Genomic DNA, 16,511 nt, shown 5'->3' on the forward strand with positions numbered 1-16,511 from the left:
CGCGGTCGAATGAGCGGCGCGACGCAGACCAGAACGGGCGCTGCGGCGGGCGTCCACGGCACCGCCGCCACGGCCGGCCCCGCGGGCCGGCCGGGTCGTCGCACGCCCTCGATCGCCACCTCGACCGCGATCGTCCTCGCCACCGCCCCGGCGGCCGAGGGCGGCCCCGCCGCGCTGCTCCCCTGGGAGGGAGCGACCGTGCTGCGCCGCCTCGTCGGCCAGCTCGCCGACGTCGGCGTTCCCGACATCCACGTCGTCGCCCGCCCCGCCGACGACGCCGCCGTCCGCGCCGCGCTCGCGGGCCTCGTCGAGCACGACCCCGCGCACGACCCCCGGCAGCACGATCCCCGGCACGACGGCGCCCCGGGGCCGACGCCCGACGTCACCCGCATCGACCTCGGCGCCGCCGTCGAGGTCCACACGAGCCCGGCGCTCACCGAGGACCTCCGCCTCATCGCCGACGTCACCACTGCCGCCACCGGAGGCGTCGTCGTCCTCGCCGGCGAGGTGCTCACCCACCGCGAGGCGCTCGCCGGCCTGCTCGCGGACCCCCGCGTCGCCACCGGGATCCTCAGCGCCGGGCGCCGCATCGGCCGCCCGTTCGCCCCGAAGTACCGCGGCAACCGCGGCCGCATCGTCAGCGCCGCCTCGCCGTACCACTTCACGCGCGGGCCGCGCGGGACGTTCCTCGGCGTCCTCAAGGCCTCGCCCAGCGACGCGAGCACGCTCGCCGACGTCGCGCGCCAGCTCCACGAGCTCACGAAGGACGGCCTGCCCGAAGGCTGGGCCGAGGAGCTCGAGCGCAAGGGCGACATGTGGCGCGGCTGGCTCGCCCGCGTCGCCGCACGCCGCGCCGAGCTCGAGGCCGAGGGCATCCTCGACGACGGCGAACCCAGCGAGTTCGCCGAGTCCAGCGACGCCGATCACGACCACGATCAGGACGACGAGGAGCTCGGCACCGACCTCGAGCTCACGGCCGAGGACGAGGCGCTCGTCGCCCAGCGGCTCGTCGCGGCGCGCGAGGACGCCGTCTCGCTTCTGCTCGTCGGCCTCGTCCGCAACGGAACGCACGTCGCGACGACCCACCTGCGCAAGCTCTTCTGGAGCCGCCCGATCTCGCACGCGGGCATCGAGCGCGCGGAGGAGCGGATCCAGCTCTACGACGAGGACAAGGTCCTGCTCGACAGCGCCGTCAAGGCGACCGACGGCTTCTTCACGACCTTCTTCGTCAGCCCCTACTCGAAGCACATCGCGCGCTGGGCCGCCCGCCGCGGCTTCACGCCGAACCAGATCACCACGGTCTCGCTGCTCATCGGGTTCCTCTCCGCGGCCGCGTTCGCGACGGGGGAGCGCTGGGGCCTGATCGCCGGCGCGGTCCTGCTCCACACGGCGTTCGTCACCGACTGCGTCGACGGCCAGCTCGCGCGCTACACGCGCACGTTCTCCAAGCTCGGCGCCTGGCTGGACTCGATCTTCGACCGCTCGAAGGAGTACCTCGTCTTCGCGGGCCTGGCGATCGGCGGCGCGCGCATGGGCGAGGACGGCGTGTGGGTCCTCGCCGGGGCGGCGCTGACGCTGCAGACGATCCGCCACCAGCTCGACTTCGCGTTCGCCGCCGCGCGCCATCAGGTGATCGGCGCGACGAAGCACGCGCCGCTCGCGCAGCCGGACGACTCGCTCGTCCCCCGCCCCGCGCCCGGCACGCGTCACACGCAGGCCGAAGCGGTCGCGACGGAGGAGCAGCCGCCGGCGCCCGAGCCGCTCAGGCTGCGCGACGTCCCGAACCGCGTCCTGCGGATCTGGCGCCGGCTCGACAAGCTGCCCGCCGTGGTCTGGCTCAAGCGGATCGTCGCGTTCCCGATCGGCGAGCGGTTCGCGACGATCGCGATCGTCACCGCGCTCTTCACGCCGCACACGACGTTCGTCGTCGTCCTCGCGTGCGGCGGCTTCGCCGGCCTGTACCAGCTGACGGGCCGCGTCCTGCGGTCGGTGAACAAGTGAGCGCCAGCGCCGCGACACCCGCCTCCAAGCCGCTGCCGAGCAAGCCGCTGGCGGTCGGCTCCCCCGAGACGCTGCTGCTCTACCGCGACGACGGGCCGATCGCCCACGCGCTCGCGCCGGCCGGCCGCGCGATCCCGCTGCCCGCGTTCGCGCTCGTCCTCCTTGCCGTGCTGCCGCTCTTCGCCGTCATCGCGATCGACGGCGACGGCGCGTCGAACGGCCTCGCGCTCGCGGTCGTCGCCTGGGCGGTGCTCGTCGCCGGAGCGAGCCGCGGCGCGCGCGACACGACGGGGCTGCGCTGGCTCGCCCCGCCGCTGCTGCGCGCGGCCGAGTACGGCGGCCTCATCTGGCTCGCGTCGCTGCACGGCGGCGACGCCGTGCCCGGCGCGTACGCCGTCATCGCCGCCTGCGCGTTCCGCCACTACGACCTGGTGTACCGGCTGCGCACGCGCGCCGAGACGCCGCCCGCCTGGCTGAACACGGTCAGCGGCGGCTGGGAGGGCCGGCTGCTGGTCGCGTGGCTGCTGCTCGCGCTCGGCGCGCTGCCGGCCGGGCTGTTCGTGCTCGGCACAGCGCTCGGCATCCTCTTCGCGGTCGAGTGCGTCAGCGGATGGCGGCAGTTCCTGGACCGGCAGCGCGGAGCGACGGTCGTGACCTACGAGGACGAGGAGGACGAGACGCTGTGATCGGCATGGTGCTCGCCGCAGGAGCGGGACGGCGGCTGGAGCCGCTCACGACGGATCTCCCCAAGACGCTGCTCCCGGTCGACGGCGACCGGACGATCCTCGACATCGCGCTCTCCAACCTGCGCGAGGCGGGGATGGAGCGCGTTGCGATCGTCACAGGCTTCGCCGCCCACCGGATCGAGGAGCGGGTCGCGGACCTCGAGGAGACCCACGACGTCGAGCTCGAGCTCGTCTTCAACGACAAGGCGCTCGAGTGGAACAACGCGTACTCGCTGTGGTGCGCGCGCGAGCTGTTCGCCGAGGGCGTCCTGCTCTGCAACGGCGACACGGTGCATCCGCCGAGCGTCGAGCAGACGCTGCTCGCCAACCGCGGCCCCGACGTGCTGCTCGCGCTCGACGACGTCAAGGAGCTCAACGAGGAGGCGATGAAGGTCCGCCTCTCGGCCGAGAACCGGCTGCAGAAGATCACCAAGCTCATGGACCCGTCGCAGGCGCAGGGCGAGTACATCGGCGTGACGCTCATCGAGCCGGAGGCGGCCGGGCCGCTCGCCGACGCGCTGAAGGCGACGTTCGAGCGCGACCCGCAGCTGTACTACGAGGACGGCTTCCAGGAGCTCGCCGAGCGCGGCGGCCACGTCGGCGCCGCGCCGATCGGGCCGACGTCGTGGGTCGAGATCGACGACCACGCCGACCTCGCGCACGCCCGGGAGGTCGTTTGCCGCTCCTGACGCGCATGGTCGGCACGCCGCTGGCCATCGACGTCGGACCGGGGACCGTCGAGCGGCTCGCTCCGCTGCTCGCCGACCATCGCGTGTCGAGCGGCGGGCACGTCGCGGTCGTCGTCGGGCCGGGCATGGGAGCCGAGATCGCGTCGAAGCTGCGCGATCAGCTCGTCAACGCCGACGTGCACAGGGTGGAAGGCGGGTCGATCGAGGCGGCGCGCGCGCTCGCGGACGAGCTGCGCCACGACTTCCACGACGCGGTCGTCGGGATCGGCGGCGGGCGGACGCTCGACGTCGCGAAGTACGCCGCGTCGCTGTGCGGCCTGCCGATGGTCGCCGTCGCCACGAGCCTCGCCCACGACGGCATCGCGTCGCCGGTCGCCTCCTTGGAGCACGACGGCCGCAAGGGCTCCTACGGCGTGCAGATGCCGATCGCGGTCGTGGTCGACCTCGACTACGTGCGGCGCAGCGAGCCGGAGATGCGCCGCTCGGGCATCGGCGACGTCATCTCGAACCTCGGCGCGGTCGCCGACTGGCGGCTGGCGGAACGGGAGCGCGGCGAGGTCGTCGACGGGCTCGCGCTGACGTTCGCGCGGACGGCGGCGATGGCGATCGTCCACCGGCGCGACACGATCGACGACGACGAGTTCCTCGTTGCGCTGGCGGAGGCGCTGGTGTTCGGCGGGATGGCGATGGCCGCCGCCGGGACGAGCCGCCCGTGCAGCGGCGGCGACCACGAGATCCTCCACGCGATCGACCACCTCTTCCCCGGGACCGCGACGCACGGGGAGCTCGCCGGCGCGGCGTCGCTGTTCACCGCGTTCCTGCGCTCGGATGAGGCGATGGTGCGCGAGCTCGATGGCTGCCTCCTGCATCACGGGCTGCCGCGGCTGCCGGCCGATCTCGGCTTGACGGAGGAGCAGTTCTGCGAGGCGGTGCACTACGCCCCCGGCACGCGCCCCGATCGCTACACGATCCTCGAGCATCTCGCCCTGGATCGGCAGGGGGTGAGCGAGCGTGTCCGCGCGTACGTCGCGGCCTTCGATCGCTGAGCTGCGCGCGGCGACGCAGCCCGCGTCGATCTTCGCGCGCAACAGCGGCGAGCACTGGGCCGGCCGCCTCTACGTGCGGCGGTTCTCGCCGTACCTGACGCGGCTGCTGATCCGCACGCCGCTGACGCCGAACATGGTGACGTGGCTGATGCTGCTGAGCGGCGTCGCGTGCGCTGCCGCGCTGACGCTGCCGGGGCTCGGCTGGGTCGTGCTGGCGGCGCTGCTCATCCAGCTGCAGATCCTGCTCGACTGCTCCGATGGGGAGCTCGCGCGGTGGCGCGGGATCTCGTCGCCGGTGGGGGTCTACCTGGACCGGCTGGCGCACTGGGTGACCGAGGCGGCGCTGCCGATCGGGCTCGCGGTGCGCGCGGACGGCGGCTGGGATTCGCTGGGTGGGTGGACGTCCTTGGGCCTCTTGACGTCCGTTCTCGTGCTGTTCGTCAAGGGCGAGACGGCTTTGGTGCACGTGGCACGGATGGAGAGCGGCAAGCCGCTCGTTGAGGACACCGTCGCGGTGGCGTCGCCGCGGGTGAGCGGGCTCGCGCGGCTGCGGCGTCTCGCGGGGCGGTTGCCGTTCTACCGGGCGTTCGTGGCGATGGAGTTCACGTTCCTGGCGTTGGCGGCCGCCGTCGTCGATGTGGCTCTCGGTTCCCTGGACGGGACGCGTGCCTTGGTGATCGCGCTGGTGCCGGTGGCGGCGATCACGGCGCTCGGGCACCTCGTGGCGATCCTGACGTCGGGGCGTCTGCGGTGAGCTGGGGCTGCGTCGTCCTCACGCAGGGCGGCCGGCCGGACGACCTCGACCGGGCGGTGCGGTCGCTGCTGGCTCAGCGCTCCGCCGGTGCCGAGGTGGACGTGGTGGTCGTCGGGAACGCGTGGGAGCCGGTCGGGCTGCCGGCCGGGGTGCGCGGGCTGGGGCTCGCGTCGAACGTGGGCATCCCGGCCGGGCGGAACGCGGGCGTGCCCCTGGTCTCCGGCGAGCTGCTGTTCTTCCTCGACGACGACGCGTCCATCGTGTCGGAGCGGACCCTGTCGGAGCTTGAATCGCGCTTCGCGCGCGAGCCGGGGTTGGGGCTCGTGCAGCTGCACGTCGAGCCCCGCGGCGCCGACCGCCGCTACTCGCGCGACTGGGTTCCGCGGCTGCGCGTCGGCGACCGGGCGCGGACGAGCGACCTCACCGCGATCTGGGAGGGCGCCGTGGCGATCCCGCGCCGCGTGTTCGAGGAGGTCGGCGGCTGGCCGGCCGAGTTCTTCCTCGTCCACGAGGGCGTCGACCTCGCGTGGCGGCTGCTCGACGCGGGGTACCGGATCGAGTACGCGGGCGACCTCGTCGCCGAGCACCCGCCTCCGCCGCGCGCCGTGACCCGCCACGGGTACTCCAACTACTACGGCGCGCGGAACCGCGTGTGGCTGGCGCGGCGGCGGCTCCCGCTGTGGCTGGCGCCGGTGTACGTCGCGACGTTCGCGCTGCGGACGCTCCCCCGCATGCGAACGTCGGTGGAGCTTCGCGACGCGCTGCGCGGGTACCGTGACGGGCTGCGGGGCCCGGCGGGCGAGCGCAAGCCGCTTCGGCTCCGCACGCTGTGGCGCATGACCCGCGCCGGCCGTCCGCCCCTGATCTGACCCTCACTAGCCTCTTGAGCCGATGACCGCCGAGACGCGCACCCCTGCGGCGCGCCGTCGCGCCCGTGAGGACGAGTTCTCCTCCGTGCGCCACGTGCACGAGCCGCACAAGGTCGGCCTGCCGCCGATCGGGCCGTACGTGCGCGAGCTGTGGCGGCGGCGCGACTTCGCGCGCGAGCTGTCGCGGACCAACCTGCGCGCCCAGCACTTCAACACGGCGTTCGGGCAGCTGTGGCTCGTCCTGAACCCGCTGCTGATGGCGGGCGTCTACTTCATCCTCGTCGACATCCTGCGCAGCGGCGCGCGGCCGCAGGGGTTCTTCGCGCACCTGGTGGCGGGGCTGTTCGCGTACTACTTCTTCCAGCAGTCGCTGCAGCAGGGCGTCCGATCCGTCGTGTCGGGCGGCCGCCTGATCCTCAACACGGCGTTCCCGCGGGCGCTGCTGCCGCTGTCGAGCGTCGTGACCGCGTTCATGCGGTTCCTCCCGACGGTGCTCATCTACATCCCGATCCACATCGCGTCGGGGCTGCCGTTCGGCCCGCACCTGCTGTGGACGATCCCGATCTTCGTGCTGCTCGTGTTCATCGCGGCGGGGCTGACGATGTTCGTCTCCGCGGCCCAGGTGTACTTCCGCGACCTGCGGAACTTCCTGCCGTACGTGCTGCGGGTGTGGCTGTACGCGACGCCGATCCTCTACTACGCGCACGAGGTGCCGGAGCGGTACAAGCCGCTGCTGATCGCCAACCCGATCGGGCGGCTGCTGTCGGCGTGGAGCGACGTCATCAACCGCGGGATCACGCCGTCGGTGGGGGACATCGGGATCGGGCTGGCGTGGGCCGTCGTGCTGTTCGTCGGCGGGGCGCTGTTCTTCATGTCGAGGGAGCGTGAGTTCGCTGTCCGCCTCTGAGCCGATGTCCCACCCCGACCTCCCTAAGGGGTCTGTCCCCCAACACGAAGGGACTGTCCCCCAACCTGAAGGGTCTGTCCCTCAACGTGAAGGGTCTGTCCCCCAACATGAAGGGACTGTCCCCTCTCCTCTCGGCGAGGACGCCGCGCGGGCGAGCATCCAGGTCGAGGACGTCTCGGTGACCTACCGGACGTCGCTGGAGAAGCAGCCGACGCTGAAGCAGACGCTGCGCCGGATGGGTCGACGCGAGCGGATCATCCGCGAGGTCAACGCCGTCAAGCATGTGTCGTTCTCCGTCCCGCGCGGGTCGGTCCTGGGCGTCGTCGGGGCCAACGGCGCGGGCAAGTCGACCCTGGTGCGGACGATCGCGGGGATCCTCCCGCCCACGAGCGGGCGCGTCGAGGTCGAAGGGCGCGTTTCGACGCTGCTGGCCCTGGGCGTCGGGTTCAACAAGAAGCTGTCGGGGCGCGACAACGTCGTCCTGGGCGGGCTTGCGGCCGGCCTGACACGCGAGCAGCTCGCCCTCAAGTACGACGACATCGTCGCGTTCGCGGAGCTCGAGGAGTTCATGGACATGCCGATGCAGACGTACTCGTCGGGCATGTACGGCCGGCTTGCCTTCTCCGTCGCCGTGAACATGGACCCGGACATCCTGCTCATCGACGAGGCGCTGTCCGTCGGCGATGCGCGGTTCAAGCGCAAGTCGTTCCGGAAGATGCGCCAGCTGTGCCGGCAGAACCGGACGGTGGTCCTCGTATCCCACGCTCTCGGGTCCATCACGGAGCTCTGCGACCACGTGATCTGGATGCACAAGGGCGAGCTCAAGATGTGGGACGAGCCCCAGACCGTGGTCGATGCGTACACCGAGTTCCTCGAGGTCGGCGAGGACGCAGTGACGATGGAGGACGTGTAGGGCAGGACCTGCCCTACACGCACCCGTTCCGACGCCGCGGCGTGTTCCTGCCCTTTCGGTCTGCAAGCGCCGGCGGGCGGTGTAGAACTGGCCAGTGCTCGTCCGCCCGCGCTCTCCGGCCGATGAAGCAGCGGTCGAGGATTTCCTGGCAGCGAGCTCGTCGACCCGCGTCGCACGACTCGGCCAGCTCGTGGCGCCACTCGACCACCCGGCGTTGATCGCGGAGATCGGCGGCCGCCTCGCGGGTGTCCTGACCTACCTCGTCGCCGACGAGGGCTGCGAGATCCTCACCCTCCACGCGACCCCGCGGGGACGCGGCACCGGCACCGCGCTCGTCGAGGCGGTCGAGGAGCTTTGCCGTCAGCGCGGTTGGGGCCGCCTCTGGGTCCTGACCACCAACGACAACCTCGACGCCGTGCGCTTCTACCAGCGCAGAGGATTCCGCCTCGCAATGATCCGCCCCGGAGGAGCCGACCTCTGCCGAGCCTGCCTCAAGCCCGAGATCCCGCTCACCGGCAACTACGGCATCCCCATCCGAGACGAGCTCGTCCTCGAGAAGCACCCCTGACGAGCCGCCCGACCCAACCAAAGCCGGGCACCGCCGCACACCGGGACAGTCCCCTCACATTGGGGGACAGTCCCTTCACGTCGAACAGCGCTCCTTCAGACGCGGGGACGGTCCCTTCTTGTTGAGGGACTGTCCCTCTTGGTGGGGGCGGGTTCTTCGGGCCTGGCGCCTCTTGACGTCATGGCCCGACGTCCACGCAATGAGCACGAGGCGGGGATCGCGCATGTCTTCGCCCGCGGCAACGACAAGCAGCCGATCTTCGCCGACGACCTCGATCGTTTCCGCTACCTCCGGCTCCTCGAGGGCGTGACGAAGCACAGGCGGTGGCGCTGTCTCGCGTACTGCCTCATGAAGAACCACATCCACCTGCTCGTCGAGACCCGCGAGCCGAACCTCGGGCACGGCATGCGTGATCTCCACGGCTCGTACGCGCAGCAGTTCAACCGAAGGCACGGCCGGACGGGGCACCTCTTCGGCGAGCGGTACGGCTCGACGACCGTCAACGACGACGCGCACCTCTCGGTGGTCGTCGGCTACATCGCGCGCAACCCAGTCGCCGCCGGCCTGACCGACCGACCGGAGAACTGGCGATGGGGCTCATGCGCGGACGTCATGAACGACGTCACCCCCGACTGGCTTGACGAGGAGCGGCTCTTCGACCTGCTAACCGCCTGGGGCGGCAACGGGGCGGACCGTTACCTGGATTGCGTGCTCGATGAAGAGCTGCTCGGCGACGCCTTCAGCGACGACGAAGCGTGGCCGCCGACCGCGGTGGTCCGCGGCCTGCACGCGCTCGACGCCCGCCCGCGCATCGGGATCAGCGACCGCTCAGGGCGCCTGGATGGCAGGCCGGGCGCCGGGGCCGACGACGGATCCCTTCGACGGCCCGCTGCTCTCTCCGACGCCACGCCCGCTCTCCTCACCAGCGGGGGCAGCAGCCGGCGCGCGGACGCCGACAGCGGCCGCCCCGGCAGCCCGCCAGGCGGGCCCGACGCCCGCGGCGACGGCGAGCAGCACCCAGGTCAGCGGATCCTCGAGGAACGACGCGTAGACGAACGTGTGCAGGAGCAAGCCGCAGAAGGCTGCAGCGACCGCTGCCCCGACGACCCCTTCGATGCCGGCCGACGCGCCGCGGACTGCGCGCGTGACTCCATCGAAGAGGACCAGGAACGCGCACCACAGCAGGACGAAGTACGGGATCAGCCCGATGAGCCCCTGCTCGGCGGCGACGGTGAGCGGCGTGGTGTGGGAGACGGCGGCGCCGTTGGGGGTGCGAACCTGCTCGCGGGCCCGGTAGCGCTCGGCGAACGCCCCGCTCCCGAAGCCCCAACCGGGTCGGTCGCGCGCCATCCGCAGCGCCCCCGTGACCAGATCGAAGCGTCCGCTGGTCGCCTTGTCGATCGCGCGATCGGAGTGCGTGGAGATGCCGATGGAGCTTCCGGCGAGCAGCACGGCCGCGATCGCGCCGAGACCGGCGACGAGGAGCGACACCAGCACCGGCCGGACCCGCCACCTCAGCGCGGCGAGAACGGCCAGGCCGCACAGCAGGGCGGCGAAGCTCGACTGCGACAGCGAGAGGACGAGCCCGGCCCAGAGGACGGCCAGGATGACCGCGATCACGGGGACGTCGCGCGACCGCCGGGTCCACAGCAGAGCAGCGGCGAGGGCCGTCATCGTCAGCGCGAGGAACCGGCCGAAGATGTTCGGGTCGAAGAACAGCGAGTTGACCCGGAAGTAGCCCTTCAGCTCGGTGGTCTCGAGCACCTTGGCGTTGCTCACGACGAGCTCGCCAGTGGCGTACTCGACGAACCCGATCGCCGCGAAGAGCACCGCAAGCCCGACGATGGCGCCGAAGAGCCAGAGCAGGAGACGCTGCGACCACGGCACGTCGAGCAGCAGCCGGAACAGCAGCGCGAACGGGACGTAGAAGAAGCAGAGGTTCTTGGTCGCCTCGTCTAGGTCGGTCGAGTAGAGCGCCTGGGCGGCGTAGACGACGAGCACCGCGGCGAGCGCGATCCGTAGCCATCGGACGCGTCCGCCGAGGCCGGTCGCTTCGGTGAACGCCGGGGCCGCGGCGTGGGCCTCCGGGGCTGCGGACGAGGTCGAGCTGCTGCGCCACCACGCCATCGCGGCCGCCAGCACGCCGGCGGCGATCACGCCGTAGAGCGGAACGAGCAAGTTCGCGTTGTCGTCGCCGATCGGCACGGGAACGCGGAACGGGAGCGCGACGAACACGAGCACGGCGAACACCGCCGGCCGGGAGCGCAGGAGCGCGGCGACGACCGCGAGCACGACCACGCCAGCGCCGGCGGCGGCGCCCGCCAGCGCCGGCCGCCGCGACACGGTGTCGGACAGGTCGTCGCCGACCATCGCCAGCAGAGCCGCGGCCGCCAGCAGCGGGGCGAGAAGCGCCGCGATCGTCCGCGCCGACGGGCGATCGACGACGAGGACCGCCGCGGCGGCAATTGCGGCGGCCAGAAGGGCGGCACCCTGCATCGGGTGCGCAACCTACCGTGAGTCGCGACACGGCACCGCAACTTGCGGGCAGCTGCCGAGTCTGGATTCCGGATGCACTGCACGCCCGTCACCGTCACCAGGAAGGGTCTGTCCCCATACATGGAGGGACTGTCCCCCAACGTGAAGGGACTGTCCCCCAACGTGAAGGGACTGTCCCTCGTGGTGGCGGTGCTCTTGGTCGTCGGTCTGGCGGTGCCGGGTCTCGTTGCGGCCGCGCCCCCCAACGACACCGCAGGTACGGCTGCGTTCTTCGAGTCGTACGCCACCCGCCAGGGTCCCCCGAGCGACCTGCAGGCTGTCGCGGAGCTCTTCGAGGCCACGCCCGACGCCGGCGTCCCCCAGTGCCTCGGGCCTGCCAGCTTCCAGCGCACTGCCTGGTACCGCATCCCCGGCGGCTCGACCCCCAAGGAGGTCACTGTCGAGGCCTCGGGCAGGACGCTCGACGTCCCCGACCTCGCGCTGTTCGTTCAGAACGCCGGCGGTGAGCCTCCCATCGTCACTCGCCCGAACGCCTGCGCCGGCGCCGGGATCAACGGCGGTGACGCCGCCGAGGACCGTGCCTCCTCCGTCAGCATCCGCGTTCCCGCCGGGACGGCCGTCCTGGTGCAGGTCGGCCGCCGCGGGCCCGCGACGAACCCCGACGACGACCGCGTGGTGCTGGGGCTGTCCCAGGCGACCCTCCCCGGCGTCTCGGCGCCGGTCGGCGACCGCGCCGGCCGTAGCACGCCGACGATCTCCCGCAGCGGCCACGACATCGTCGCCCTCCGTGGCTCGACCACCACGATCGAGGACCCGGCCGTCGCCGCCTGCCCGTCGCTCTCCACCGTGTGGCGCAAGGTCAAGCCGCGCAAGTCCCAGACGCTCGCGATCTCCGCCACCGGCGAGGAGGCCAGCTCTCTCGCCGTCTTCTCCGGCGCGCAGCCCACCAGCAGCTCCTACATCGACTGCGTCGACCGCGACGGCCCCGGCCCGCTGGTGCTCCCAGTCAAGGCGAAGAAGGGCCGCTCGCTCTGGATCCGCGTCGGAGCCGACAGGCCGCCCGCCAGCGCCCAGGCGACGCTCGACGTCGTCCCCGCCCGGAAGGGAACGCCCGCCTCGGGCGGCGGCTGCCTGGGCGCTCCGAGACCCCGCATCGCGGGCACCGTGTCGGCCGGAACGAAGAGCGCGAAGAAGCGCAACAAGTACCGCGCCGTCGGGCTCGTGCTGCGGACGACCGCCGGTCCCGCGTGCGCCGCCCGCGTGCGCCTCATCGGACCCGGCAACGCGCTCTACGCCAAGGCCGACGGCCTGACGCTGCGCGGGAAGGGCCAGGTGATCGAGCTGCCGCGCCAGCGACTGCTCAAGCGCGGCCGCTATCACCTCGAGGTCGAGGCGGCCGGGCTCGCCGGCGTGCGCGCCCGGATCCCGTCCTCCGTGCGCTTCAGCCTGAAGAAGTAACCCGTCGCAACCAGCCCGTCGCCGAGCGTCCAGATGCCCCCGTCCCGCAAGCCCATCCTCACCCGCCGCGAGCTCATCGCCGCCACCGTCGCCGCCGGCGCCTACGCCGCCGTGCCGCCCGCCTGGGCGAAGACGCTCTACCGCGGTCGCGTCCGCGTCGGCCCCGGCAAGTTCCTCGACGGCGTCGCGTCGGGTGAGCCCGCCGCCGCCGCCATCACGTTCTGGTCGCGCCTGTCGACGAACCGGCCTCGCTCGGGCGCCCGGCTCGTCGTCGCGACCGAGCCGGGCATGCGCCGCGTCGTCGCCACCGCGACGATCCCCACCGGCAGCTCGGTCAACGGCACGCTCAAGACGCGGGTCGGCGGGCTGAAGCCCGACACGGAGTACTTCTACGTCTGGGAGTCGGGGAGCGGCGTGTCCCCCGTCGGCCGCACGAAGACCGCGCCCGATCCGACGTCGAACGAGCCGGTCGCGATGACGTTCTCCTCCTGCCAGCAGTACGCCGGCGGCTTCTACGGCGCCCATGCCGCGGTCGCGCAGCTCCCCACGCAGGACGCGGTGCTGTTCCTCGGCGACTACGTCTACGAGCGCCCCGACTTCACCGTCCGCGAGGACCCGGTGCTCGCCGTCGACCTGGCGTCGTACCGGGCCAAGTACCAGCTCTACCGCGCCGATCCCGGCCTGCGCGAGCTCCACCGCCTCCAGCCCACGATCGCCGTCTGGGACGACCACGAGCTCGGCAACAACTACACGGCGAACGACCCGCCGCCGGCCGCGCTGCAGCGCGCCGCCGCGTACCGCGCGGCGTTCGAGTGGCAGCCGCGGATGTCGCTGGCGAGCGACCGCAACCGCATCTACCGCAAGTACGGCTTCGGCCGGACGGCGGAGCTCTTCATGCTCGACGAGCGCCAGTACCGCACGGGCAACCGCGACGGGCTCCCGCGGCGGATCCTCGGCGACGCGCAGATGAACTGGCTCCTGGCCGAGCTGCGCGCCTCGACCGCGACGTGGAAGCTCATCGGGCAGCAGGTCCAGGTCGCGCCGATCCAGTTCGAGGGCCGGCCGAACAACGACGCCTGGGACGGCTACGACGAGGATCGCCGGACGCTGCTCGGAGCGATCGAGGACGCCGGCATCCCGAACGTCGTCTTCCTCACCGGCGACGTGCACGTCTTCATCGCGAACCTGCTCGCGTCGGACTTCGAGGCGCTCGACGACGGGAGCACGCGCAAGCCGGCCGCCGTCGAGTACGTCGGCGGGTCGATCTCGTCGCCCGGCCGCGACGCGCCCGAGTCGTCCGCGCAGGCCGTCGCGCCGTGGTGCCTGCAGTACAACGGGTCGCGGCACGGCTTCGGGGCGCTCGACCTCAACGCGGAGCGTCTCGTCACCGAGTACCGCGCCCAGCCGGTCTTCTCGCCGAAGCCGCAGGTGACGGCGTTCGAGCGGTTCACGCAGCCGTCGGGTGAGAACCGGGCGTCGCGGGAGCAGCTGGCCCGCCGCCGGGCCTGAACGGCTGGCGCACGGGCGCAGTCCGGCGAACTCGCAGAGTCGGGGCGCGCGCGTACGGGGCACGGCGTACGGGGCACGCCGCGTAGTCGGGGCACGCGCATGGCCGGGGCACGCGCGCGGATCCGTTCACCCCGCGTGCCCGGCGCGTGCATCGAGATGTGCCCACAGAGCCGGGCAGTACCGTCTCCACGGCCATGGCGACCGCCCCGTCCACGCCGCGGCGGCGGCGCGTGCCGGCCGCCGCAACCGCCGGATCGCTGAAGCGCCTCGCGCCGGCGGCCGGCGTCGTGGCGCTCGTCGCGGTGGCGATGAAGCTCCTCTACTCGCCGTGGTACATGAACTACGACGCGCGCTACGCGCTGCTGTGGGCGCACGACGCGTGGAGCGGCTTCAAGCCCGAGTACGAGGCGGACTTCGCTCCCACGCCGCATCCGCTCCAGACGGCGGTCAGCTCGCTCGCGTTGCCGTTCGGCGACTCGGGCGACGTCGTGATGACGTGGGTCGTGCTCATCTGCTTTGGAGTGCTGGTGTGGCTCGTGTTCAGGCTGGGGAGCGAGCTCTTCTCGCCATGGGTCGGCGGGATCGCGGCGATCGTCGTCGCGACGCGGCAGCTGCTCGAGCGCGACGCGGCGCTGGCCTACCAGGACGTGCCGTTCGCGATGCTGATCGTGCTGGCGGTGCTGATGGAGGCGCGGCGGCCGCGGCGCGGCCTGCCGGTGCTCGGCGTCCTGGCGGTGGCGGGGCTGTTGCGGCCGGAGGCGTGGCTGCTCGGTGGCTTGTACGTGCTGTGGCTGTGGCCGAAGGCGACGCCGCGGCAGCGGCTGGTCTTCGCGTCGATCGCGGTGATCGCGCCGCTCGTGTGGACGGTGAGCGACTGGATCGTCACGGGAGATCCGCTGCACTCGCTGCACGGGACGGCGGATCTCGCAGAGGCGAACGAGCGGCGGCGGCGCGTCGACCAGGTTCCCTACTGGACGGCGAAGTACCTCGGGTCGACGTTGCGCGAGGCGCCGCTGATCGGCCTGGTGATCGGGCTGGCGTTCGCGTGGCGGCACCGGCGGCGGGAGTCCGTGCTGCCACTGGCGGTTGTCGTCGCGATGCTGCTCGTCTTCGCCGTGGGGCCGATCTTCGGGCTGCCGTTGATCGGGCGGTACGTGCGGACGCCGGCGATCCTGCTGACGCTCTTCTACGGGCTCGCCGTCGCCGGCTGGGTGCTTCTGGCGCCGGGGCGGGAGCGGCGGCGGTGGCAGATCGCCGGGCTGGTGGCGCTCCTGCTGTCCGTCGTGTTCCTCCCGGCGCAGGTGCGGGGGATCCGGGGGTACGAGACGCGGCTCGAGCGTGACGGGCTGCTGTACGAGGACCTGCGCGACGTGGCGCGGGCGTCGTCGGTCCGAGCGGCGTTCGAGGCGTGCGGGCCGCTGTCGGTCGCCGATCACCGGCCGATCCCCTACCTGCGCGACTGGCTCGACGGCGATCCGGGGTCGGTCGGAACGCCCGAGGCCGGCAAGAGCCCGCTCGGCCAGGTGCTGGTCCTGCCGCGCAAGGTCAAGCGCGCGCGGCAGTTCTACCGCGACGCACTGCCCACGATGGAGCCGCCGGCCGGGTGGCGCCCCGTCTACCGCAACGCGACGTGGCGGGTCTTCGCGGCGCCCTCGTGCCGCGTCCCCACCAGCTGACCCACCCGCGGGGACAGTCCCTTCACGTTGGGGGACAGTCCCTTCACGTTGAGAGCCGCGGGGACAGTCCCTTCACGTTGGGGGACAGACCCTTCATCGAGCGGAGACGGAGCGCATCCCCACTTCTCGGGAGGGGACAGTCCCTTCATGTTGGGGGACAGTCCCTTCATGTTGCGGGCCTAGACTGGCTCGCCGTGGACGCAGGGGATGCCCGATCGTCCGTCGTGCGCCCGGAGCTCGGGCCGACGCTTCCGGCGCTCATGCGGCGGCGCTTCGGCGATCGCGGGCGGACCATCCTCGTTGTCGCGGTCGGCGCGCTCGTCGTGCTGCTCGTCTCAGCCGCCGTCCTGCACCGGGTTCGCCAGAAGGAGAGCGTGTTCACCCACCGCTCCCCCGGGCCCGCGTTCACGCTGAAGCTGAACCAGGACCGCGTGAAGCACGCCGCGCCCGGGCCCGGTGAGCTCGAGCGCTTCACCATGCAGCGCCGCAAGGCGCGCGCGAGCGTGACGATCCGGCCGCTGGAGCTCGAGCCGTTCAAGGGCGATGCGAGCCACGCGATCCTCCCCTCCTTCGCCGATCGCTATGTCGACCAGCTCGCGCGGACCCGTCCGGACCTGCGGGTCGCCGACGAGGGCAAGGCCCGTGTCAACGGCGCGCCCGGGTACCAGATCGGCTACCGCTGGGGTCCGCCCGGCGACCGGGTTCTCGCCCGGGACGTCCTGCTGCTGCCTGACGAGGAGGGATCGGACGGCGGCGTGGTGGTGCGGTTCGAGATCAGCCGGAAGGGCGGCCGGGTCCGGCCCGGTGACCGGCGGCGCCTCAACGACGTCAAGCGCGCCTTCCGCTCGTTCCGCTTCGGCACGGACCGCCCGTAGAGGGCGACCCGCCGCGGCGCCGGGC

At 72.4% G+C, this 16,511-nt stretch carries 14 protein-coding genes and 1 pseudogene; 14 read left to right on the top strand and 1 reads right to left on the bottom strand.

What is annotated here, in order from left to right:
- The first annotated feature begins 9 nt into the window (after positions 1-9).
- The 10 genes and pseudogenes from AC1UE4_RS10235 to AC1UE4_RS10280 form a co-directional block, all read left to right on the top strand.
- Positions 10-2,001 (top strand): CDP-alcohol phosphatidyltransferase family protein, encoded by a 1,992-nt coding sequence (locus tag AC1UE4_RS10235; RefSeq protein ID WP_482917121.1) that lies wholly within the window; start codon positions 10-12, stop codon positions 1,999-2,001.
- A complete protein-coding gene (locus tag AC1UE4_RS10240; protein WP_482917122.1) occupies positions 1,998-2,687 on the top strand; it encodes a DUF5941 domain-containing protein in 690 nt (229 codons plus the stop codon). The genes AC1UE4_RS10235 and AC1UE4_RS10240 overlap by 4 nt, the downstream gene beginning before the upstream one ends.
- Positions 2,684-3,415: a phosphocholine cytidylyltransferase family protein gene (locus AC1UE4_RS10245; RefSeq protein ID WP_482917123.1), complete on the top strand. Its 732-nt coding sequence runs from the start codon at positions 2,684-2,686 to the stop codon at positions 3,413-3,415. Before AC1UE4_RS10240 ends, AC1UE4_RS10245 begins: the two co-directional genes overlap by 4 nt.
- Positions 3,403-4,461 carry an iron-containing alcohol dehydrogenase family protein gene (locus AC1UE4_RS10250; protein ID WP_482917124.1) on the top strand — a complete coding sequence of 353 codons (1,059 nt, stop codon included), beginning with the start codon at positions 3,403-3,405 and terminating at the stop codon, positions 4,459-4,461. Before AC1UE4_RS10245 ends, AC1UE4_RS10250 begins: the two co-directional genes overlap by 13 nt.
- Positions 4,427-5,215, top strand: a complete 789-nt coding sequence (locus AC1UE4_RS10255; RefSeq protein ID WP_482917125.1) for a CDP-alcohol phosphatidyltransferase family protein — start codon at positions 4,427-4,429, stop codon at positions 5,213-5,215. The genes AC1UE4_RS10250 and AC1UE4_RS10255 overlap by 35 nt, the downstream gene beginning before the upstream one ends.
- The gene (locus AC1UE4_RS10260) at positions 5,212-6,084 is read left to right on the top strand and encodes a glycosyltransferase family 2 protein (protein ID WP_482917126.1); all 873 of its coding nucleotides are present in this window, start codon (positions 5,212-5,214) and stop codon (positions 6,082-6,084) included. The genes AC1UE4_RS10255 and AC1UE4_RS10260 overlap by 4 nt, the downstream gene beginning before the upstream one ends.
- Positions 6,085-6,106: 22 nt before the next feature.
- Positions 6,107-6,991, top strand: a complete 885-nt coding sequence (locus AC1UE4_RS10265; protein WP_482917127.1) for an ABC transporter permease — start codon at positions 6,107-6,109, stop codon at positions 6,989-6,991.
- 178 nt (positions 6,992-7,169) lie between these two features.
- Positions 7,170-7,904 (top strand): ABC transporter ATP-binding protein, encoded by a 735-nt coding sequence (locus tag AC1UE4_RS10270; RefSeq protein WP_482917128.1) that lies wholly within the window; start codon positions 7,170-7,172, stop codon positions 7,902-7,904.
- Between the two features lie 190 nt (positions 7,905-8,094).
- On the top strand, positions 8,095-8,472 hold the full coding sequence (locus tag AC1UE4_RS10275; protein ID WP_482917129.1) for a GNAT family N-acetyltransferase: 378 nt from the start codon (positions 8,095-8,097) through the stop codon (positions 8,470-8,472).
- Positions 8,473-8,652: 180 nt separating this feature from the next.
- Positions 8,653-8,958 (top strand): annotated as a pseudogene (locus AC1UE4_RS10280) (transposase); the annotation flags it as partial.
- 342 nt (positions 8,959-9,300) lie between these two features.
- On the opposite strand, the gene AC1UE4_RS10285 reads toward AC1UE4_RS10280, so the two are convergent.
- Positions 9,301-10,968 (bottom strand): O-antigen ligase family protein, encoded by a 1,668-nt coding sequence (locus tag AC1UE4_RS10285; protein ID WP_482917130.1) that lies wholly within the window; start codon positions 10,966-10,968, stop codon positions 9,301-9,303.
- Positions 10,969-11,130: 162 nt separating this feature from the next.
- Between AC1UE4_RS10285 and AC1UE4_RS10290 the strand changes: the two genes are divergently transcribed.
- The 4 genes from AC1UE4_RS10290 to AC1UE4_RS10305 all read left to right on the top strand — a co-directional run bounded on the left by AC1UE4_RS10290 (position 11,131) and on the right by AC1UE4_RS10305 (position 16,486).
- Complete coding sequence (locus AC1UE4_RS10290) at positions 11,131-12,426, top strand: hypothetical protein (RefSeq protein ID WP_482917131.1); 1,296 nt, start codon at positions 11,131-11,133, stop codon at positions 12,424-12,426.
- Between the two features lie 33 nt (positions 12,427-12,459).
- Entirely contained in the window at positions 12,460-13,935 is a 1,476-nt protein-coding gene (locus AC1UE4_RS10295) for an alkaline phosphatase D family protein (RefSeq protein WP_482917132.1), read from the top strand.
- A 194-nt stretch (positions 13,936-14,129) separates the two neighbouring features.
- Positions 14,130-15,611, top strand: a complete 1,482-nt coding sequence (locus tag AC1UE4_RS10300) for a glycosyltransferase family protein (protein WP_482917133.1) — start codon at positions 14,130-14,132, stop codon at positions 15,609-15,611.
- Positions 15,612-15,805: 194 nt separating this feature from the next.
- A complete protein-coding gene (locus AC1UE4_RS10305; protein ID WP_482917134.1) occupies positions 15,806-16,486 on the top strand; it encodes a DcrB/PsbP domain-containing protein in 681 nt (226 codons plus the stop codon).
- The last annotated feature ends 25 nt before the right edge of the window (positions 16,487-16,511 follow it).

Source organism: Parviterribacter kavangonensis, from assembly GCF_056863335.1.